Origin of the sequence: Rhodococcus sp. IEGM 1330, assembly GCF_033142445.1 — a bacterium.
Classification (GTDB): Bacteria; Actinomycetota; Actinomycetes; order Mycobacteriales; family Mycobacteriaceae; genus Rhodococcoides.
Genome location: NZ_JAWLSB010000001.1, coordinates 352,088 through 373,061 on the forward strand (window position 1 = coordinate 352,088; position 20,974 = coordinate 373,061).

General features: G+C 65.9%; 19 protein-coding genes. 14 read left to right on the top strand and 5 right to left on the bottom strand.

The genetic code is table 11. From position 1 onward, the window contains the following. The first annotated feature begins 15 nt into the window (after positions 1-15). From tsaB to tsaD, 3 genes are read left to right on the top strand one after another with little or no spacing between them, the layout of a single operon-like run. Complete coding sequence (gene tsaB / locus R4P57_RS01525) at positions 16-687, top strand: tRNA (adenosine(37)-N6)-threonylcarbamoyltransferase complex dimerization subunit type 1 TsaB (RefSeq protein ID WP_317801123.1); 672 nt, start codon at positions 16-18, stop codon at positions 685-687. Next, positions 684-1,175, top strand: a complete 492-nt coding sequence (gene rimI, locus R4P57_RS01530) for a ribosomal protein S18-alanine N-acetyltransferase (RefSeq protein ID WP_317801124.1) — start codon at positions 684-686, stop codon at positions 1,173-1,175. The genes tsaB and rimI overlap by 4 nt, the downstream gene beginning before the upstream one ends. Continuing rightward, positions 1,172-2,209, top strand: a complete 1,038-nt coding sequence (gene tsaD / locus R4P57_RS01535) for a tRNA (adenosine(37)-N6)-threonylcarbamoyltransferase complex transferase subunit TsaD (protein ID WP_317801125.1) — start codon at positions 1,172-1,174, stop codon at positions 2,207-2,209. The genes rimI and tsaD overlap by 4 nt, the downstream gene beginning before the upstream one ends. On the opposite strand, the gene R4P57_RS01540 is transcribed toward tsaD, so the two are convergent. Continuing rightward, positions 2,194-3,849, bottom strand: a complete 1,656-nt coding sequence (locus tag R4P57_RS01540) for an Hsp70 family protein (RefSeq protein ID WP_317801126.1) — start codon at positions 3,847-3,849, stop codon at positions 2,194-2,196. The two genes, tsaD and R4P57_RS01540, sit on opposite strands and share 16 nt — an antisense overlap. A gap of 533 nt (positions 3,850-4,382) precedes the next feature. Here R4P57_RS01540 and groES point away from each other — a divergent pair. After that, complete coding sequence (gene groES / locus R4P57_RS01545) at positions 4,383-4,682, top strand: co-chaperone GroES (RefSeq protein WP_008718149.1); 300 nt, start codon at positions 4,383-4,385, stop codon at positions 4,680-4,682. Positions 4,683-4,779: 97 nt separating this feature from the next. After that, positions 4,780-6,393: a chaperonin GroEL gene (groL, locus tag R4P57_RS01550; RefSeq protein WP_317801127.1), complete on the top strand. Its 1,614-nt coding sequence runs from the start codon at positions 4,780-4,782 to the stop codon at positions 6,391-6,393. Positions 6,394-6,458: 65 nt separating this feature from the next. Here groL and R4P57_RS01555 read toward each other — a convergent pair whose 3' ends face one another. After that, positions 6,459-6,752, bottom strand: a complete 294-nt coding sequence (locus R4P57_RS01555) for a WhiB family transcriptional regulator (RefSeq protein WP_027496361.1) — start codon at positions 6,750-6,752, stop codon at positions 6,459-6,461. Positions 6,753-7,471: 719 nt separating this feature from the next. Here R4P57_RS01555 and R4P57_RS01560 point away from each other — a divergent pair. The 3 genes from R4P57_RS01560 to R4P57_RS01570 all read left to right on the top strand — a co-directional run bounded on the left by R4P57_RS01560 (position 7,472) and on the right by R4P57_RS01570 (position 10,014). Next, entirely contained in the window at positions 7,472-8,299 is an 828-nt protein-coding gene (locus tag R4P57_RS01560; protein WP_317801128.1) for a hypothetical protein, read from the top strand. A gap of 136 nt (positions 8,300-8,435) precedes the next feature. Next, positions 8,436-9,014, top strand: coding sequence for a sigma-70 family RNA polymerase sigma factor (locus tag R4P57_RS01565; protein WP_032397500.1), 579 nt, complete (start codon positions 8,436-8,438; stop codon positions 9,012-9,014). After that, on the top strand, positions 9,007-10,014 hold the full coding sequence (locus R4P57_RS01570) for an anti-sigma-D factor RsdA (RefSeq protein WP_317801129.1): 1,008 nt from the start codon (positions 9,007-9,009) through the stop codon (positions 10,012-10,014). Before R4P57_RS01565 ends, R4P57_RS01570 begins: the two co-directional genes overlap by 8 nt. 84 nt (positions 10,015-10,098) lie before the next feature. Here R4P57_RS01570 and R4P57_RS01575 read toward each other — a convergent pair whose 3' ends face one another. Further along, on the bottom strand, positions 10,099-10,503 hold the full coding sequence (locus R4P57_RS01575; protein WP_317801130.1) for a DUF5319 domain-containing protein: 405 nt from the start codon (positions 10,501-10,503) through the stop codon (positions 10,099-10,101). Between the two features lie 299 nt (positions 10,504-10,802). Between R4P57_RS01575 and guaB the strand changes: the two genes are divergently transcribed. The 4 genes from guaB to guaA all read left to right on the top strand — a co-directional run bounded on the left by guaB (position 10,803) and on the right by guaA (position 17,084). Next, positions 10,803-12,326 carry an IMP dehydrogenase gene (guaB, locus tag R4P57_RS01580; RefSeq protein ID WP_317801132.1) on the top strand — a complete coding sequence of 508 codons (1,524 nt, stop codon included), beginning with the start codon at positions 10,803-10,805 and terminating at the stop codon, positions 12,324-12,326. A 57-nt stretch (positions 12,327-12,383) separates the two neighbouring features. Beyond that, the gene (locus R4P57_RS01585) at positions 12,384-13,523 is read left to right on the top strand and encodes a GuaB3 family IMP dehydrogenase-related protein (RefSeq protein ID WP_317801134.1); all 1,140 of its coding nucleotides are present in this window, start codon (positions 12,384-12,386) and stop codon (positions 13,521-13,523) included. A 186-nt stretch (positions 13,524-13,709) separates the two neighbouring features. Next, entirely contained in the window at positions 13,710-15,464 is a 1,755-nt protein-coding gene (locus R4P57_RS01590) for a GMC family oxidoreductase (RefSeq protein WP_317801135.1), read from the top strand. A 30-nt stretch (positions 15,465-15,494) separates the two neighbouring features. Continuing rightward, positions 15,495-17,084, top strand: a complete 1,590-nt coding sequence (guaA, locus tag R4P57_RS01595) for a glutamine-hydrolyzing GMP synthase (protein WP_317801137.1) — start codon at positions 15,495-15,497, stop codon at positions 17,082-17,084. Positions 17,085-17,089: 5 nt separating this feature from the next. Here the strand turns inward: guaA and R4P57_RS01600 are convergent, their stop codons facing one another. Together R4P57_RS01600 and R4P57_RS01605 are read right to left on the bottom strand one after the other, a co-directional pair. Continuing rightward, on the bottom strand, positions 17,090-17,344 hold the full coding sequence (locus R4P57_RS01600) for a hypothetical protein (protein ID WP_317801138.1): 255 nt from the start codon (positions 17,342-17,344) through the stop codon (positions 17,090-17,092). Next, positions 17,341-18,720, bottom strand: a complete 1,380-nt coding sequence (locus tag R4P57_RS01605) for a PspC domain-containing protein (protein ID WP_317801139.1) — start codon at positions 18,718-18,720, stop codon at positions 17,341-17,343. The genes R4P57_RS01600 and R4P57_RS01605 overlap by 4 nt, the downstream gene beginning before the upstream one ends. 268 nt (positions 18,721-18,988) lie before the next feature. On the opposite strand from R4P57_RS01605, the gene R4P57_RS01610 reads away from it, so the two are divergent. Further along, positions 18,989-20,308: a sensor histidine kinase gene (locus R4P57_RS01610; protein WP_411742292.1), complete on the top strand. Its 1,320-nt coding sequence runs from the start codon at positions 18,989-18,991 to the stop codon at positions 20,306-20,308. Next, positions 20,305-20,952 carry a response regulator transcription factor gene (locus R4P57_RS01615; protein WP_317801141.1) on the top strand — a complete coding sequence of 216 codons (648 nt, stop codon included), beginning with the start codon at positions 20,305-20,307 and terminating at the stop codon, positions 20,950-20,952. The genes R4P57_RS01610 and R4P57_RS01615 overlap by 4 nt, the downstream gene beginning before the upstream one ends. The last annotated feature ends 22 nt before the right edge of the window (positions 20,953-20,974 follow it).

Genomic DNA, 20,974 nt, shown 5'->3' on the forward strand with positions numbered 1-20,974 from the left:
GTAATCTGAAACATCGTGCTTGTACTTGCCGTCGACACTTCGACCCCCGCCGTCACCGCAGGTGTGGTGAGCCTGACCGAGCCCGCCGCCGGTGCAGCGGCCACGACGCTCGCCACACGGGTTCGGGTGGACGCGCGATCGCATGCAGAAATTCTGACGCCCAACATCCTCGAGTGCTTGGCCGAAGCCGGAATCACCGCGGCCGAGTTGGGGGCCGTCGTCGTCGGCGTCGGCCCAGGGCCCTACACCGGCTTACGGGTGGGAATGGCGACGGCTGCGGCGTTCGGTGACGCACTCGGTCTTCCGGTGTACGGCGTCTGCAGTCTCGACGCCATCGCCGCGGATGTCTCCGAGCCCGGGTCTCTGTTGGTGGTGACCGATGCGCGCCGACGCGAAATCTATTGGGCGCGTTACGAAGCCGGAGTGCGTGTTGCAGGACCCGACGTTGTCGCCCCGGCCGAACTGGATCGTGTCGGAGTCGACGCGGTCGCCGGATCGGCACCGCATGCTGCGGCATTCGAGCTTCCGATTCGTGATGTGCAGGCACCGTCTCCGGCCGGATTGGTCGCGGTTGCCGCTGCCGATATCGGCAGCGGGATCGTTCCGGGCCCGCTCGTCCCGTTGTACCTGCGCCGTCCCGACGCCAAGACACTCGACGAGCGCGCCGCAGCGAAGGCTCTGAAGTGACGGTGTCGATCGAGTCGATGACGGCGGCGGACGCTGCTCGGTGTGCGTATCTCGAGACCGTGCTGTTCCCGGGTGACGACCCGTGGGCCGAGGATGCATTCATCGCGGAACTGGCGGCGCCACACAATCATTACGTCACGGCGCGGGAGAACGGTGAGGTCGTCGGCTACGCAGGCATCTCTCTGCTGGGGCAGCCGAGTCGCGGTGCGTTCGTCGTCGGCGAGTCCGAGGTCCACACCATCGGTGTCGATCCGTCGCATCACCGCAGAGGAATCGGCGGGCGACTGCTCGACGAATTGCTCCGAGTGGCCGACGAGCACGGTGGGCCGGTCTTTCTCGAGGTCCGCACCGACAACGAGCCCGCCATCGAGTTGTACCGACGCGAAGGGTTCGAGATCGTGGGCACCAGGGCGAAGTACTACCAGCCGAGCGGGGCGGATGCCTTCACCATGCGTCGGCCCGAGAAGACGGAAGGATCAGTCCGATGATCGTCATGGGTATCGAAAGTTCCTGCGACGAAACAGGAGTCGGGATCGTCCGGTGGGGCGGGGCGGGAACCTGCGAGCTGATGGCCGACGAGGTGGCCTCCAGCGTCGACGAACACGCGCGGTACGGCGGAGTGGTGCCCGAGGTGGCGTCGCGCGCGCACCTCGAAGCCATCGTGCCGACCATGCGGCGGGCTCTGTCGGCCGCGGACATCGAGCGTCCCGACGCCGTCGCGGTGACGATCGGGCCGGGGCTGGCCGGGGCGTTGCTGGTCGGGGTTGCCGCGGCCAAGGCGTACGCCGCGGCCTGGGGTGTGCCCTTCTATGCGGTCAACCATCTCGGTGGCCACGTCGCGGTGGATACGCTCGAGCACGGGCCGATGCCGTCGTGTGTTGCACTGTTGGTCTCCGGTGGTCACACCCATCTGCTGCACGTCGACGATCTGTCCCGGCCGATCGCCGAGCTCGGGACCACGGTCGACGACGCAGCCGGGGAGGCCTTCGACAAGGTTGCGCGGCTCCTCGGATTGGGCTATCCGGGCGGTCCGGCACTCGATGATGCTGCGCGCGAGGGCGATCCGACCGCGATCGCGTTTCCCCGAGGAATGACCGGCCCGCGCGACGCCCGATACGACTTCTCGTTCTCCGGGGTGAAGACCGCTGTCGCTCGGTTCGTCGAGGCCAGGCACCGTGCAGGAGATCCGATTCCTGTCGCGGACATCGCCGCGTCCTTCCAGGAATCCGTCGCCGATGTCCTGACGATGAAGGCCGTCCGCGCGGCAACCGACGTCGACGTCGACACGATCGTTCTGGGTGGGGGTGCCACCGCCAATTCTCGCATTCGTTCGCTGATCGAAAGTCGTTGTGCCGAGCAAGGTTTGACGCTGAGAATTCCGAAGCCGCGACTGTGTACCGACAACGGCGTGATGATCGCCGCACTGGGCGCTCACCTCGTCGCAGGCGGAGCCGAGCCTTCGGCGCTGACCGCCGTGACCGATCCCGGCCTGTCGGTCGCGACCAGTCAGGTGCCCGGCTGAGCGTCCTGCGTGGCCGCGGCGGTGGTCTCGGACGAACGCGGTGCCGACGGCTCGGCTGCCGACAGTGGATCGGTCGGGGATTCGGACGCCTCGGGAGCTGCAACCGGCGGCGACCAGACCGTCGGTGGTGCCGTCAGTTCCGGCGTGGGCTCCGAACCGCTGACATCGGTGGTCGGCACGCTGATCGACTCGGTCGGCACCGGAGTGAACTCGGGTGTGGGCTGGGGTGTCGGACCCGGGACGATCTCGGTCGTATCGCTCGGGTCCGAAGGCTCGATCGGTTCGGAGGGCCGAACCGGAATCGTGGTGACCGAGGTCGGCGGTTCGATCGGGATTCCGGTGGTGGCATCGGGGGACACCGGATTCGACGTGGGGTCGATCGGCCATTCGATCCGCGGGAGGTCGGGTGCCGGACGCAGCGTCGGGGTACTGGTCGGCGGGGCTGTGGTGGTGAACCGCGCCGACGATCCGGTCGCGTCGACCGAGGTTGCCGTCGGCTCGGATCGATCGCCGGGGGTGAGTCCGGCCGTGGGCCGGTTCTCGTCGGGTGAGTAGCCCTCGGTGACCGGCGTACCGGCGTCGCTCGATTCGGTCGCGGACAGGCCGGCGCTTCCGGCCGGTGAGACGTTGGGATCGTCGGCCGGCGTCATCGTCTGCACACCGTAGGCGAGCACCAGTCCACCTGCGACGACGGCGGCCGCGATCGCACCGGAGTAGCGGCTCATCCGGGCTGCGGTGGTGCGCGTGGCCGAGACGAGTTGGTAGCCGCCGCCGACGGCCGATGCGGCGACGGAAGCAGCGCCGACGGCAAGAACGGCGTCGGGTTCGGACAGTCGAACGACCGGGGCGTGGAACACGTCGGTGAGCGTGGCGGCGAGCAGGGGAATGTGTGCCCCTCCGCCGATCACCACGATGGCCTCGGGTTCGCGAGTGCTCTCGTCGAACACCCCTCGGACGAACTGAGCGGCGGTGTCGAAGATCGGGGTCGCGGCGGTGTCGAACGCGTCACGGGTGATCGTCAGCGGGATTCCGCTGTAACGCTCGATGCGGACTTCGTCCTCGTGCGAGAGCTGTTCTTTGATCGATCGGTACCGCGCAGACCCGATTCCGCGGTCGTCGCGGATGTCGTCCCGAAGGTTGTCACGGGTCATGTCCTGCACGAGGTTCTTGACGAGCACGTCGAGTGCGTCGCCGCCGACGGCGTCCGACCGGCCGTGCGCCAGTACCGTTTCGGCGGTCCGATCGGTGACGGTGACCGACATACCCGAGGCTCCGAGATCGACCAGCGCGATCGTGTCGTACCGATCGATCAGGCCGGTGGTCGCCAAGTGCGCGGACGCGGCTGCGGATTCGGGTACCAATCGAACATCACGGGTGGTGTGGGCCAGGGCCGCGCGAATACCCGCAGCGTGCTTCTCTGTGCGATAGGTGACGGCGATCGCGTCGGGGGACCGGTGGCCGGGGATCAGAGAGGCCATGAGTTCGATGGCCGAGGTGACCAGATCACCGATGTCGGTGTTGGCTTGGCGATCGGTCGAGACTGTGCGGTACTCGACCGTGCGACTTCCGTCGGTGTCGACGGTGACGAGGGCTGCGCACACGACCTCGGATCCGGTGGATACACCCACTCCTACCCGCATGCTGCACCTCCCGCCCCTGTGTACCTGTCTGGAATCGACTGCTATGTGTGCCATGTCGCGGCACAGCTGTCGATCGTTATCGTTCGGACAGCTCCGTTATCGTAACGTTACTTCGAGCTCCGGCGCGAACGTAATATGCCACTCGGTCGGTTGCTCGGTGAGTACTCATGACCTCCTACCTGGGCTTTCGGTGGCTCTGCGGATGCCGGGAAAACAGCGAGAAACGACTCCGGTGTTCGGCGTTTCGGGCCCGAAGCAGGCGGTTTTCGGATCTCCGTGGTTGCGTCGAACGGCGCGTGATCGCTCTCGTGCGCGTGCGTGCGACCACCGCGTCGCGAACCTGGCGAACCCAGCCCTTGAGTGCTGGCACTCTCGTGTATAGAGTGCTAGTTGGCACCGAGCGAAGTCCCGGCACCCGCGACGACGGGAACGAGTTCAGGCCGTGATTGTCAGAACCGCACGAGAAGTACTTACACACAGCTGTCCGGGGATCCGACCCCGGACGCGTACCCCATAACTTTGGAGGGCTCAACGTGGCGAGCGTGAAAATCAAGCCGCTCGAGGACAAGATCCTCGTCCAGGCCAACGAGGCCGAGACGACGACCGCCTCCGGTCTGGTCATCCCCGACACAGCCAAGGAGAAGCCCCAGGAGGGCACCGTCGTCGCCGTGGGCGAAGGCCGTGTCACCGAGAAGGGCAACCGCATCCCGGTCGACGTCAAAGAAGGTGACACCGTCATCTACAGCAAGTACGGCGGCACCGAGATCAAGTACGCCGGCGAGGAGTACCTGATTCTGTCGGCACGCGACGTGCTGGCCGTCATCGCCAAGTAGGCCACAACGCATCCCGCCCCGGAATTCGACCTCGTGTCGACCCCGGGGCGGTGTGCGTTCTATCGAGTTTCTTTACTCGAAGGAGTAACACCGAAACATGGCAAAGCAAATCAAATTCAACGAGGAAGCGCGCCGTTCACTCGAACGCGGTGTCGACAAACTCGCCGACGCAGTCAAGGTCACGCTCGGGCCGCGAGGACGCCACGTCGTCCTGGCGAAGGCCTTCGGCGGCCCGACGGTCACCAACGACGGAGTATCGATCGCTCGCGAGATCGACCTCGAAGATCCCTTCGAGAATCTCGGCGCGCAGCTGGTCAAGAGTGTCGCCACCAAGACCAATGACGTCGCAGGCGACGGAACCACTACTGCGACTGTGCTCGCACAGGCTCTCGTTCGCGGAGGGCTGAAGAACATCGCGGCCGGAGCCAATCCGATCGCACTCGGCACCGGTATCTCCAAGGCCGCCGACAAAGTTGCCGAGGCACTGCTTGCCGCCGCAACCCCGGTCGAGGGCAAGCAGGCGATCGCTCAGGTCGCCACCGTGTCCTCGCGTGACCCCGAGATCGGCGAACTCGTCGGCGAGGCGCTCACCCGCGTCGGCGCAGACGGCGTCGTCACCGTCGAGGAGTCCTCGACGCTGCTCACCGAACTCTCGGTCACCGAAGGCGTGCAGTTCGACAAGGGCTACCTCTCGCCGTACTTCGTCACCGACGTCGACGCGCAGGAAGCAGTTCTCGAGGACGCGTACATCCTGCTGTACCGCGAGAAGATCACCTCGCTTCCGGACTTTCTGCCTCTGCTGGAGAAGGTTGCCGAGAGCGGCAAGCCTTTGCTCATCATCGCCGAGGACACCGAGGGTGAAGTTCTCTCGACGCTGGTTGTCAACTCCATCCGCAAGACGATCAAGGCCGTAGCAGTCAAGGCACCGTTCTTCGGTGATCGCCGCAAGGCGTTCCTCGACGATCTCGCGGTCGTGACGGCCGGTCAGGTCATCACCGCCGATGTGGGTCTGAGTCTGAAGGAAGCCGGCCTCGAGCTGCTCGGTCGCGCTCGTCGCGTCGTCGTCACCAAGGACGACACGACCATCGTCGACGGTGCGGGCACTCAGGACGACATCGATGCGCGCGTCGGTCAGCTCCGCCGCGAGATCGAGAACACCGACTCCGAGTGGGATCGCGAGAAGCTCGAAGAGCGTCTGGCGAAGCTCTCGGGCGGCATCGCGGTCATCAAGGTCGGCGCTGCCACCGAGACCGAGCTCAAGGAACGCAAGTTCCGCGTCGACGACGCTGTGGCTGCGGCCAAGGCTGCCGTCGAAGAGGGAATCGTCCCCGGCGGCGGCTCGGCTCTGACTCAGGCAGCGTTGGCTCTGGCCGACGACCTCGGCCTGACCGGCGACGAAGCCACCGGTGTGGCCGTGGTGCGCACCGCGCTCAACGCGCCGCTGTTCTGGATTGCCTCCAACGCGGGCATCGACGGTTCCGTTGTCGTCAGCAAGGTGGCAGAACTGCCGAAGGGTCACGGATTCAACGCCGCGACCCTGACGTACGGCGACCTGCTGGCCGACGGCGTCGTCGATCCGGTCAAGGTGACTCGCTCCGCTGTGGTCAACGCCGCGTCGGTTGCACGCATGATCCTGACGACCGAGAGCGCGATCGTGGAGAAGCCGGAAGAGGCCTCCGAGCCTTCTGCCGGGCACGGACACGCTCACTGACGTTCGGTGACACGAGAAAGCCCCCAACCCGACCGGGTTGGGGGCTTTCTCGTGTGTTCGGGTGACTACACCGCGATGCGGCGGCGGTTGTGACGAGCGTGCAGTTCTCGCTCGGTCTCGGACATCCCGCCCCAGATCCCGTAAGGCTCGCTGACGTTGAGAGCGTGTGTACGGCACTGGGCGAGTACGGGGCAGCTGCGGCACATTTCCTTGGCCCGCATCTCGCGCTGTGCTCGTGCCCGGCCCCGCTCGCCGTCCGGGTGGAAGAACATGGACGAGTCGACGCCACGGCACAGGCCGTGCATCTGCCAATCCCAAATGTCGGCGTTCGGCCCAGGGAGGTGATTCGGCTGCGGCATGGAAACTCCTAGGGTGGTGTGGCTTCTCGGATTCGTGATCCGAATGCCGACAACGTTATGTGGATCGACGAAATCGAGTCAATAGTTCTCTGTCGTGGGCAAATGCATAGTTATGGGACAAAGAATTAACACGGGCGATATTTACTTCGACTCACCCGCGTGAGTGTCCTTCCTGTTGAAGAATCCGTCGACACGCGAGACCATGGGGAGTGCACCGGCTTTCCGGCTGCCGATGCGGTACGCCGGATCTCGGGCCTCCGGCATCGGACCACAGGGCTATCGCTCGATCCGACCGGTCCGCCGTTCTCGGTATTTCCGCTGATCAACAGCCGTGTCGGTGGTGTCGAGGGCAGTGTGGCTCCACGCGTCGGGTCAGACGTCGATCCATTCGGTCGAGGCCGCGCGAGGTGTCCGACACGATCGCGCGGATCGCCGGGCAACGGCCGAGTGGGCGCGCATCCGGCAGGCGACGCGCCGGAGGCCGATTGTGCGATCGAGTGCGCCGATTAACCTATTCGCCACACAGCGTTCAGATTCTCGTCTTCGAGTTGGTCCGTGTTCACATTGTTAATTCCTTGAAAACTGCATTCCGTGCGCGCGAAACGACGCGCCGATGCCCCTTTCGGACGGAAAGTGAATTCGCCCATGTAATTGCGTTGCGTCGAATCGGTGGGATTCACGCGCAGTTCGTCGCGGGCGGAGGCCCTACCCTTGCGTCCGTGCCAACAGAGCAGAGCTCGCTGTTCACCGCGACGCAGTCCGAACTCTTCGACGCTGCCTTCGGCGGCAACCCCGGCCGATTCCCGCTCCCCGCAGCCGCCGATCCGCGGGAGAGCTGGTTTCGCAGCGTCGCGTTGGCAGGCCAGGGGCGGTACAGCGCCGCCCGAGTCGAGCTTCGGCGGCACAGACCCCGCAGCCCGGAACTTCGATCACTGCACGCGTCGACCAGAGCGTCGTGGTTGCGTCAGGTGGGCGAACACGAGCGAGCCCGCCGCTTCGACGGACTCGCCGTCCATCTCGTGGGACTCGTCGGACCGCCGACATCGACGGACTCGGTAGAGGCCCGTAGCGATGCGCTGACCGGCCTGGCCGCAGATGCTTTGGGGAGCGGACGTTTTCACCTCGCGGACACCCTGCTGGCCCGCAGTGCGGAGCAGCGGCAGGGCCCCGTCGGTCCGGGGCTGTGGCGTCCGGCACTGCGGGCGGCTTGGGTGGCGGCCGAGCTGGCGATGATGCGCGGCGACGGCCCCGGGGCGGTCCGACACGCCGAGGCCGCTCGAGCTCTCGCCAACGATGCCGATTCGTTACGCCACATCGTCAAGACCGACCTGGTGGCTGCGGCGGCACTGAGCTGTGTCGGTGAGACCACCCGGGCCCGTGAGTCGGCCGCGCAGGTGGCCTGCGCTGCGGAGATGGCGGGTCTGCTGCCCCTGCGCTGGGCCGCCACGATGCTGTGCGAGGGAACAGGCGGGGTCGCCGCCGGGATGGTGGCGTCGGCGGACTTGGCCGTCGCCATCGATCGTCTGGGTGGTTCGACGGTCGGTTGACCAGGACCTGGGTCGAAGGCGGACCGAGTGGTTCGGTTGTGACCGGGTGGTGTCGCTATCCTTGGTCTCGTTCCACCACCACGTGGAAGCGCTCCCAGGCGGGTGCGTACCTGTAACGCGGGGAAATCAGTCGACGATGAACAGTGCGGGTGAGGAGTTGGACTCTTTCGTCGTTGCCGCAGCGCAAGGCGATCGACTGGCTCTGTCCCGGGTCTTGGAATTCATCCGACCACTCGTCGTTCGGTACTGCCGGGCACGGGTCGGTTCGGCTGAGCGCGGTCAGCTTTCGGCCGACGACGTGGCGCAGGAGGTTTGTTTGGCAGTCATGACCGCCTTGCCGCGATACCAGGACCAAGGTCGTCCGTTCATGGCATTCGTGTACGGCATCGCGGCTCACAAGGTCGCCGACGCCCATCGCAGCGCCTCGCGTAACAAATCGGACCCGGCCGCCGAAGTACCAGATGTCGTGTCGATGGAGCACGGACCGGAGCAACGCGCTCTCGAATCCGAGTCGAGTCGACAGATGACTGCACTGCTGGACACCTTGCCCGCCAAGCACCGCGAGATTCTGGTGCTCCGACTCATAGTCGGATTGTCGGCCGAGGAAACAGCAGCCGCCGTCGGCAGCACTGCAGGCGCTATCCGCGTGGCTCAGCACCGAGCTATCGCAAAACTGAAGAACGAAGTTGTGAGAGCAGGTGAAATGTATGGCTAGGGACAATGGCCCCGGTGAGACGCCGCGTCGCGGAATCTCGCGTATCGGTGGGCACGTGAACTCCACTGGACCGAAGCAGAACGATCCCTATGCCGACATCGGCGCAGACGGTGGTCCTGTGGACCTCGTCGCCGTACGTCGTGACGATGCGTTCATCGACGCGATCAGTGGCGACGGACCGATTGCCACCGATGACGCAGACGAGTACCAACTCGCCCTTCTGCTGGCCAATTGGCGAGCAGACGTGATCACGCCGGCAATGCCGGCCGGACCCTCCCTCGATGTGGTCGTCGCCTCGGTCGAACGCGAGAAGCTCGCCGCCGACATGGCGCGCTCGAGCTCGACCAACCGCGGTGGACGGATGCGTTTGCTGCGTCCCATCGCCGGTGCCGCAGCCGCGATCGCCGTCGTGATGGGTGGCCTGGTGGTCATCTCGTACAACTCGACACCGGACGATCCGCTGTGGAGCGTCAAGTCGGTCGTCTTCTCCGAGCAGGCCGATTCGACTGTGGCGCAGATCGATACGACGTCGAAGCTGCAAGAGGCGGAGAATCTCCTGTCGTCCGGGGACACCACTGCCGCTCGCGCACTGCTCGACGGCGCGTCGAACAGCAGTTCCTCTGTGCTCGACGACGGTCAGCGTGCCGAGCTCGATCAGTGGCTGGCACGCCTGCTGCAGGAATTGCAGGCACTGACGCTGCCTGCGCCTGTTCCGCTCCCCGCCGAGGTTGTCCCGGCTCCGCTCCCCAGCCCGGAGGTCCAGTTACCGCCGGCTCCGATGGATTCGGTCACGCCCGATATCACGGGTGTGCCGATGACTCCGGCTCCGACGACGACGACCCCCGAGGTTCCGCCCACGACGACGACTCCGAGTCCCACGACGACGACCGACGTCACGCCGACCGTGCTTCAAGAGCCCGGTCAGCCGACGGCGACCGCCGGAGGCAGCAGCTCGTCGGAGAACGGTGACCGCATGTCGGTTCCGTCCGGCGGCAGCTGACAGGGTTTCCGAGTCACCGACGAACAACGAAGAAGCCCGACACGATCATCGTCTCGGGCTTCTTCGTATGAAGTGTCGACAGAGTCAGCTGTCGAATCCGTCGCCGTGCAACGCGTCGTTCATCGAAGCGTCCGCGAAACCTCGGCAGTAATCCCAGGTCACGTAGGCGTCGGGAACGGGGTCGTAGGCCGGCTCGTGCGGTCGGACGGTTCCGTCGACGAGCAGCTGGAGCAGATTCGCGCGCAGCATGTCCCAGTCGTGGTAGTGGTCCTGCTGGCAGTCCTCGCAGCACACGACCAGGCCGCGGATGCCGCGGTGGCCCAGGAGTGCCTCGTAGACGGCCAGGTCCGCCAGGTCTTCTTCGACGGCCAGGCGCTCCTGAGGATCGAGAGGCTGGCCTGGCTCGATGGCGTCGAGGGCGGCCGACGGGTCGGTTGGGTCTCCGGCGAACGGATCCGGGGGTAGACCGGGAGGCAGTTGATCGCGCACGCCTCCACGGTACGCAGGACTGGTGGGTCTGCGCCAGCCGTTCGATTGCGACATGCCGGACGCGTCCGCCGCAGTCAATGCCGAGGACCGCGATTTCGGTGCTCGAAAGCCACTCACAGTGGGAGGCATTCGCACTGGTTGTGCCCTAGCCGATACCATGGTTCACGGCGCTGAACAGATGAGTGCAAGTGCCGAAACTCCATCCGTTCTCCAATCCCGCACTGCGGTGCGCCTGCGAGCTCTCACCGGCCGCACGCCGCGCCGGAGTGCAACCAGGCTCTAGGGAGGGCCAGATTCGCATGAGTAGTCCCGGAGCCCACGTCCGCACAGGCGGCGACGATCCCAACAAGGTCGCGATGCTCGGCCTCACGTTCGACGACGTCCTGCTGCTGCCGGCCGCTTCGGATCTGATTCCCAGCTCGGTCGACACCTCCAGCCAGATCACCCGCGAGATCCGCTTGCGGGTGCCGCTGGTCAGCTCCGCCATGGACACCGTCACCGAAGCCCGGATGGCCATCGCCATGGCCCGCGCAGGCGGTATGGGCGTGCTGCACCGCAACCTGTCGCTGCAGGATCAGGCGTCCCAGGTCGAGACGGTCAAGCGCTCGGAGGCCGGGATGGTCACCGACCCCGTCACCTGCAAGCCCACCGACTCGTTGGCCGAGGTCGACGCCATGTGTGCGCGCTTCCGTATCTCCGGTCTTCCCGTCACCGACGAGACCGGCGCGCTGGTCGGCATCATCACCAACCGCGATATGCGGTTCGAGGTCGATCAGAACCGCCGCGTCGCCGACGTGATGACCAAGGCTCCGTTGATCACCGCGCAGGAGGGCGTCACTGCGGAAGCGGCGCTCGGCCTGCTGCGTCGCCACAAGATCGAGAAGCTGCCGATCGTGGACGGCAAGGGCGCGCTCACCGGCCTGATCACCGTGAAGGACTTCGTCAAGACCGAGCAGCATCCCGATGCCACCAAGGACCGTGACGGTCGTCTGCTCGTCGGTGCAGCTGTGGGCGTCGGGCAGGATGCCTGGGCTCGGTCGATGGCACTGACCGACGCCGGGGTGGACGTCATCATCGTCGACACCGCGCACGGCCACAATTCGCAGGTGCTCGAGATGGTCAGCAAGCTCAAGGCCGAGGTGGGCGACCGGGTCCAGGTCGTCGGCGGCAACGTGGCCACTCGCGCGGGCGCACTCGCCCTCGTCGAGGCAGGTGCGGACGCGGTCAAGGTGGGCGTCGGACCGGGATCGATCTGCACCACCCGCGTGGTCGCAGGCGTCGGCGCTCCGCAGATCACCGCCATCCTCGAAGCCGTGGCCGCGTGCAAGCCGCACGGTGTTCCGGTCATCGCCGACGGCGGTCTGCAGTTCTCCGGTGACATCGCCAAGGCGCTCGCTGCCGGTGCGTCGACCGCCATGCTCGGATCGTTGCTGGCCGGCACCGCGGAGTCCCCGGGCGAGCTGATTCTGGTGGGCGGCAAGCAGTTCAAGAGCTACCGCGGCATGGGTTCGCTCGGCGCGATGCAGGGACGAGGGGGAGCGAAGTCGTTCTCCAAGGACCGCTACTTCCAGGACGATGTGCTGGCCGAGGACAAGTTGGTGCCCGAGGGCATCGAAGGTCGCGTCCCGTACCGCGGACCGTTGAACCAGGTCATCCACCAGCTCACCGGTGGTCTGCGCGCTGCGATGGGGTACACCGGGTCCAACTCGATCGAGGACCTGCAGAAGGCTCAGTTCGTGCAGATCACTGCGGCCGGGCTCAAGGAGAGCCATCCGCACGACATCACGATGACCGCAGAGGCTCCGAACTACACCACCCGATAGTCGCTTCGGCCTTTCCTCGGCCGATTCGATTCGCTCTCGAAGTAGAAAGGTGCGCGCGTGCGCGACCTCGTTGAAATCGGCATGGGCAGAGAAGCCCGCCGCACCTACCAGCTGGACGACATCGACATCGTGCCGTCCCGTCGTACCCGGTCGTCGAAGGAGGTGTCGACGGCATGGCAGCTCGACGCGTACCGCTTCGACATTCCCCTGCTCGCGCATCCGACCGATGCTCTGGTCTCGCCCGAGTTCGCGATCGAGCTGGGTCGCCAGGGTGGGCTGGGGGTCATCAACGGTGAAGGACTGTGGGCGCGCCACTCGGACGTGCAGGCCAAGCTCGATCAGCTGATCCACATCGCCGAGACCGATCTCGATCCCGACGCGCCGATCGCCTTCCTGCAGGAACTGCACGCCGCGCCGCTTCGGCCGGATCTGCTGGCCGCAGCGGTCGGTCAGGTCCGTGACGCCGGGGTGACCGTCGCGGTTCGGGTGAGCCCGCAGAACGCTCGCTCTCTCACGCCTGCCCTCGTGGCGTCGGGCCTCGATCTGCTGGTCATCCAGGGCACGATCATCTCCGCTGAGCATGTGGCTCACGGCGAGGACGAGCCGCTCAACCTCAAGACCTTCATCGCGGAGCTCGATGTTCCCGTCATCGCCGGCGGCGTGAGCGATCACCGCACTGCACTGCACCTGATGCGCACCGGCGCGGCGGGCGTCATCGTCGGTTACGGCTCGGTCGAAGGTGGCACGACCACCGGTGAGGTGCTCGGCATCGGCGTTCCGATGGCCACCGCCATCGCCGATGCGGCCGCGGCACGTCGGGACTACCTGGACGAAACCGGCGGGCGCTACGTGCACGTCATCGCAGACGGCGACATCACCACCTCCGGTGCCCTCGCCAAGGCCATCGCCTGCGGTGCCGATGCTGCGGTTCTCGGTGCTCCGCTTGCCGTCGCTGCGGAGGCTCCCGGTGGAGGCTGGTACTGGCCGTCGGCCGCCGCGCATCCGTCGATGCCGCGCGGTGCGTTGCTGCCGATGTCTGCAGGGGAGCGGCCGAGCCTGGATCAGGTGCTCAACGGACCGTCGCGTGAGTCGTACGGCTCGATCAACCTCGTCGGCGGACTGCGTCGGTCGATGGCGAAGTCCGGGTACTCCGATCTCAAGGAATTCCAGAAGGTGGGCCTGAACGTCAGGGCTTGATCAGGTCGGCTCCGTCAGGGCGCGTACTCCTTTCACACGGGGGTGCGCGCCCTTTCTGCTGCATGTCGTCCACGTAAGTCGACCCTGGGTTGGTGATACCTCTCGTAACAGCTAGAATCGGTTGTGGCGGTAGTCACATGGGGGTGTGCATACTGTTCGACAGCATCGGATGTAGCGGAGGTCACCATGGGTTCAGCTGTTCGCGCAACGGATTACGACGTCTTGATCGTCGGTTCGGGCTTCGGCGGAAGCGTCACCGCGCTTCGGTTGGTGGAGAAGGGATACCGCGTCGGCATCCTGGAAGCCGGACAACGCTTCGAGGACAAGGACTTCGCGAAGAACAGTTGGGATCTCAAGCGCTTCCTGTGGGCACCGAAGCTCGGCCTCTACGGCATCCAGCGCGTGCACCTGTTGCGCGACTGCCTCATCCTCGCCGGTGCCGGAGTCGGCGGCGGCTCGCTGAACTACGCGAACACCCTCTACAAGCCCCAGGCACCGTTCTTCGAGGACAAGCAGTGGGCGCACATCACCGACTGGAGCAGTGAGCTCTCGCCGTTCTACGACCAGGCCACCCGGATGCTCGGCGTCGTGCGAAACCCGCACATGACCCCTGCCGACGAGGTGATGAAGTCGGTTGCCGAGGACATGGGCGTTGCCGACACCTTCATTCAGACGCCGGTGGGAGTGTTCTTCGGGGAAGAACCCGGCAAGACGGTCCCGGATCCGTACTTCGGCGGCGCAGGCCCCGAGCGCACCGGATGTATCGAGTGCGGCGAGTGCATGACCGGTTGCCGTCACGGAGCCAAGAACACCCTGCTGAAGAACTACCTCGGCCTGGCCGAGCGCGCAGGAGCCGAGATCGTGCCGATGACGACCGTCACCGGTCTCGTTCCCCGATCCGACGGCACCTGGGACGTCGACACCGAACGAACCGGCGCTCGGCTGCGCAAGGGACGCAAGACCTACAGTGCGGCCAATGTGGTTCTCGCCGCAGGCACCTGGGGTACGCAGAACCTGCTGCACAAGATGAAGGACACCGGCGCGCTGCCCCGTCTGTCGGACACGCTCGGGGAACTGACGCGCACCAACTCCGAGTCGATCGTCGGGGCCGCGAAGCTGGCGGTCGATCCGAACATGGACCTCACTCGCGGAGTCGCGATCACGTCCTCGTTCCACCCCAGCCCCAACACCCACATCGAACCGTGCCGCTACGGCAAGGGCTCGAACGCGATGGGCATGCTGCAGACGCTGATGACCGACGGCGGCGGGAAGATTCCCCGGTGGCTCAAGTTCGTGTTCGCGTTGATCGCGCACCCGGTCCAGTTCGTCCGCGTCGTGAACGTGCGGCGCTGGAGCGAGCGAACCATCATCGCGCTGGTGATGCAGAATCTCGACAACTCGATCACCACGTTCACCAAGCGTGGGCCCTTCGGCCGCAAGATCTCGAGCAAGCAGGGGCACGGTGAGCCCAACCCGACGTGGATCCCCGAGGGCAACGACGCCACCCGACGCATCGCGAAGAAGATCGGTGGTGTGGCAGGCGGTACCTGGGGAGAATTGTTCAACATCCCGCTCACGGCCCACTTCCTCGGTGGCTGCGCGATCGCCTCGGATTCCGAGCACGGCGTCATCGATCCGTACCACCGCGTCCACGGCTACCCGACTCTCAGTGTGGTCGATGGGGCTGCCGTATCGGCCAACCTCGGAGTGAACCCGTCGCTGACGATCAGCGCTCAGGCCGAGCGTTCCGCAGCGCTGTGGCCGAACAAGGGCGAGCTGGATCTGCGTCCGGCACCGGGGCTGCCGTACCAGCGGCTGGACCCGATCGCGCCGAACTCTCCGGTGGTTCCGGTGGATGCACCGGGTGGTCTGCGGCTGCCGATCGTCGAGATCAGGTCCGGCTCGTCGGCGAAGCCCGTCGCGCATTCGGGTGTTGCATGAGCGTTCGAGCAGTCCCATTAGACTGACCCGGTGACCGACTCCTCTGCACACGATCCCGCACACGCACGCCCGGTTCTCGTCGTCGATTTCGGAGCCCAGTACGCGCAGTTGATCGCCCGCCGTGTGCGCGAGGCCAATGTGTACTCCGAGGTGATCTCGCATACCGCGACGGCCGAGGAGATCGCGGCGAAGGACCCTGTCGCACTTGTGCTTTCCGGCGGACCATCCAGCGTCTACGCCGAGGGTGCGCCCGAGCTCGATTCCGCGCTCCTCGACCTCGACATCCCCGTGTTCGGCATCTGCTACGGATTCCAGGCCATGGCTCAGGCTCTCGGCGGAACCGTCGAACACACCGGAACGCGGGAGTACGGTCGCACCCAACTCAGCGTGGACGGCGGTCGTCTGCACGACGGTCTGCCCGCCACGCAGCCGGTCTGGATGAGTCACGGTGACGCTGTGACCGTGGCCCCGGAGGGCTTTACCGTCACCGCCACCAGCGCAGGCGCGCCGGTCGCTGCCTTCGAGAACGAGGGCAAGCGCATGGCAGGCGTGCAGTATCACCCCGAGGTTCTGCACTCCCCGCACGGGCAGCAGGTGCTCAGCCGGTTCCTGCACGAGACGGCGGGCATCGCCCCGGACTGGACTGCAGCGAACATCGCCGACGCTCTGGTCGACGCAGTGCAGGAGCAGGTGGGCCCCACGGGTAAGGCCATCTGTGGTCTTTCCGGCGGCGTCGACTCCGCAGTGGCGGCGGCACTGGTGCAGCGGGCGATCGGTGACCGGCTGACCTGTGTCTTCGTCGACCACGGACTACTGCGCGCCGGCGAGCGTGAGCAGGTGCAGCAGGATTTCGTCGCCGCGACGGGTGCCAAGTTGGTCACCGTCGATGCGGTCGACACGTTCCTCGGTGCGCTCGAGGGCGTCTCCGACCCGGAGGAGAAGCGCAAGATCATCGGCCGCGAGTTCATCCGGAGCTTCGAAGGTGCCGTGGCCGAGGTGCTGGGCGAGAACGCCGAGCACGGCGACGCGGTCGAGTTTCTGGTGCAGGGCACGTTGTACCCGGATGTCGTCGAGTCCGGCGGTGGGTCCGGTACTGCGAACATCAAGAGCCACCACAACGTCGGCGGGCTGCCGGACGATCTGCAGTTCGCCCTGGTCGAACCGCTGCGTGCGCTGTTCAAGGACGAGGTTCGTGCGGTCGGACGCGAACTGGGATTGCCCGAGGATATCGTCGGTAGGCAGCCGTTCCCCGGACCCGGTCTGGCGATCCGCATCGTCGGTGAGATCACCCGCGACCGTCTGAACACGCTCCGTCATGCTGATTCGATTGTCCGAGAAGAACTTACGGTCGCGGGCTTGGATCAGCAGATCTGGCAGTGCCCAGTGGTGCTGTTGGCCGACGTGCGCAGTGTCGGAGTGCAGGGCGATGGCCGTACCTACGGGCACCCGATCGTGCTGCGTCCGGTGTCGAGCGAGGACGCGATGACGGCTGACTGGACCAGGCTGCCGTACGACGTGCTGGAAACGATCTCGACTCGGGTGACCAACGAGGTTCCGGAGGTCAACCGAGTCGTTCTCGACGTCACGAGCAAGCCGCCGGGCACCATCGAGTGGGAGTAGCGGCGTCAGCTCTTTCTGCTGGGGCCCAGTAGTAGCGCGAAGCCCACGACCACCGCGGCGACCACGAACACCCAGCGGAACTGGACGTCGCCCAATGCCGCGATCGCCTGTTGGCCGATGAGTGCTGCGACCGATACGACCATTGCAGCCAGCCCCGCGAGAAGCAGCAGTGCCGAGGGTCCGCGTCGGCTCGAGGTGCGATTCTCTCTGTCTGAATCGTCGTAGTCGTGGCCGACACGGTCGGTCTTGTTCTTCTTCACGGGTTCCCCACCTTCAGTTCGCCGAGTGCCAGATCGCCCACGATCGTCAAGACCGGGGTATCGGTGCTCGTTCCCGGGCCGAAACCGGTATCGGTGGGGCACGAACCCAACGCCGCCTCGCACTCCACGATCACGTTCATCGAATCGGGCACGGTCACCGATGCACTGCCCAGCGCCACATCGATCTCGACGGTGCGGTCCTCGGTGAGGTCGAGGCCCGTGAGGTCGAGGTCCAGTTCACCCATGCCGACGTCGTAGGTGGCGGCGAGGTCGGCAACGGTGAGCGGGGCTATGCGTTGCGTTCCCGACGCACTGTTGCCGATGTCCATCGGACCGACAGCTGACGCCAGGACTACGAAGCCGGCCAGGGGTGCCGCGACCACAAGCAATCCGTAGCCCTTGCGTAGGAATGCGCCGAGCACGAGTCCCACGGAGATGACCGCGAGAGCGACGGCTCCGACGCGGCCCGCCGAGGCCCAGTCCCCGCCGGTTGAGGCACCTACCGCCGCGGTGATTCCGGCAGCGAGCAGAGCCAGGCCGAGAAAGCTTGCCGTCCAACGTGATCGGCGCTTGCGTTCGATCGCCGCAGGCGGGAATGTGCCTGCCGGTTCGGGAAGATCCCAGGCGAACGGTGCCACACCGAGCGGGTCCCACGACGGGGGAGTCACGGTGGGCATGTCGGTGGGCGTGTCGGTCGGCTTCTCGGCGAATGCGGTGGCCTTGCTCAGGTTCACGGTGTCTGCGTCTGCGTCGGTGCCTGTGTGATCGATGGGCTTCGGTGTCGGAACGTAGCTCTTCGGCAGAGTCGTGTACGGGGTGTAGCGCTCCTGCTGGAACTGTGGCGGACGATACTGCGCGGCCGTCCACTGCTCGGCCGACGTGCTGGGAGACCCGAACGGCATCGGGGCGTAGCGAGTACGGGAGAACTCCGCCGTCCGCATGTACGGCGGCGGCTCCGGGCACCGTTGGTGCAGCAACCACAGTCCACCGAGCATCGCCACCAGAGAGATCAGCCCCGAACCGCCGAGACCGACACCTACCGGGCCGATGGTCGACACCGCGATGACCAATGCCACCGCCACAACCACCATCTTGGTCGTCGAATCGGAGCTGTTTCCACGCCCGACCAGCGACTCCGCACCCGACGCCGTGTCACCGGCGCGGTTGAGCACCAGCCACGCCGCCAGATACAGCACGATGCCGGTACCGCCGAACAAGGTGGAGACGACGAACGCGATCCGAATCAGAACCGGGTCGACGTCGTATCGATAGCCGATACCGGCCGCAACACCCGCCACATGCCCGCGTTGCGGCAAGCGGTGCGGACGGGTGCGCCACATCTGCTGAAGTTGATCCGAGACGGTCACATTGCTCATGCCAACCATCGTGGCCGCCACGACCACGAAACACATCAGGGATACCCCTGATATTCATCCCCGAAATCGGGTCCACCTCGTCGGACCCGCAAAACATCAGGGCGAACCCTGATGCGACGACCACCGCATCCGTGCCAGGATCGAAGGCGTGCACCCTGTCGACAATCCACCCGTTGACGCCGCCCGGAACACACCGTCCCCGGCAGGCGACGCGACGGCTACCCATGCCACGTCGACCGCCTTCCCCGTCACTCCTGTACTCCCTGCCATTCCTGCTGGCTCCGCTCCTGTTTTCCCGGTAGCTTCTGCAGGCTCCGCTCCTGTTTTCCCGGTCGCTTCTGCAGGCTCCGCTCCTGCCCCCTTTCAACGCCGCGGCGGCGGACGCATCGTCGGCGGCGTGGCAGGCGGGCTCGCCGACCATCTCGGCATCGACGTGTTCAAGGTTCGGGTGGCGTTCGCGCTGCTTGCCGCGTCCGCCGGTGCAGGCATCGCCGCATACGGATTGATTTGGATGTTCACGCCTGCGGGCGAGGACACTGCGCATCCGAGTGCCGCCGAACGCCAGCGTGCGCTCGGGTTGGCTGCTATCGGTCTCGGCCTCGCCGTCGGCCTCGCCTGGCTGCTCAGCGGTACCGCTGCTTCGGTCATCGTGCCGGTCATCGTCGTGGTGATCGGGGCGGCCCTGGTATGGCGCGAGTTCGACTCCGAGGGACCGCGAACGGCTCTGGGGCTCCCCAAGCATCCGACCGTGTTGAGTTGGGCGAGGGTCGTCGGCGGAGCGACGTTGATCGTGCTCGGCCTCGCCGTGGTGGTGCTCGCCCGCGTCGATCTGGCCGCGCTGCGCTCGTCGCTGCTGGCGGTGGTGGTCACTCTCGTCGGCGTAGGACTGTTGACGGTTCCCATCTGGTTGCGTACCTGGCGCGCGCTCGGTGCCGAGCGGTCTGCACGCATCCGCAACGACGAACGCGAGGAAATCGCGTCGCACCTGCATGATTCGGTGCTGCAGACACTGGCACTGATCCAGAAGCAGTCCGATCAGCCGCAGGAGGTGATGCGGTTGGCGCGCGGGCAGGAGCGTGAACTACGCAAATGGCTGTTCGACGGCGGCGACACCGACAACTCCAGCTTGGCCGACGCGCTCAAGACCATCTCCGGTGAGGTCGAGGATCAGCACGGCGTGACGGTTCGACCCATCACGGTCGGCGACGTGCATCTGCTGCCCGACGACGTCGAGTCGGGCCTGTCCCGCGAGAGCTTCACCGCGCTGCTGGGTGCCACGCGAGAGGCTCTTGTCAACGCGGCCAAGCATTCCGGTGAGACCAATATCGATCTGTTCGCCGAGACCGAACCGGAACAGGTCAGTGTTTTCGTCCGCGATCGCGGTACCGGGTTCGACGAATCGGCGGTACCCGAGGATCGACAGGGCCTGGCGAAGTCCATTCGGGGACGCATCGAGCGTCGCGGTGGCACGGTGCAGGTACGGTCGACTGTCGGCAAGGGAACCGAAGTGCGAATCTTCATGCCCCGCAACGGTGCCGCCGTCACCACCGAATCGTCCGAATCCACCCAGCAGGAGCAGCCGACGTGACCGAACCTTTCCGCGTTTTCCTGGTCGACGACCATGCGGTGTTCCGTTCCGGTGTGCGAGCCGAACTCGCTCGCGAGGCGGACATCGACGTCGTCGGGGAAGCTGGAGGTGTCGCCGAGGCGGTCTCGGGCATCGAATCGACGAAGCCGGACGTGGTGTTGCTCGACGTGCACATGCCAGACGGCGGCGGCGTGGCAGTGTTGAACCGCATCTCCGAGGGGCCGGTATGTCTCGCCCTGAGTGTGTCCGACGCCGCCGAGGACGTCATCGCCGTCATCCGTGCCGGGGCGAGGGGGTACGTCACCAAGACGATCTCCGGTTCGGAGCTCGCCGACGGTGTTCGACGCGTCGCCGGGGGAGATGCCGTGTTCAGCCCCCGTCTGGCCGGGTTCGTCCTCGATTCGTTCACCGGTCGCAGTGCGGCCCCGGAGCCCCCGCTGGATCCGGAACTCGATTCGCTCACGCCCCGTGAACTCGAGGTGTTGCGGTTGTTGGCGCGCGGGTACACCTATCGTGAGATTGCCGAGGATCTGTTCATCTCGGTCAAGACCGTCGAGACGCATGCCTCGAACGTTCTCCGAAAGACTCAGCAGTCCAACAGGAATGCGCTCACTCGATGGGCGCACAAGCGTCGAATCGATTAGTCGTCGCGATCACGCTTGACCT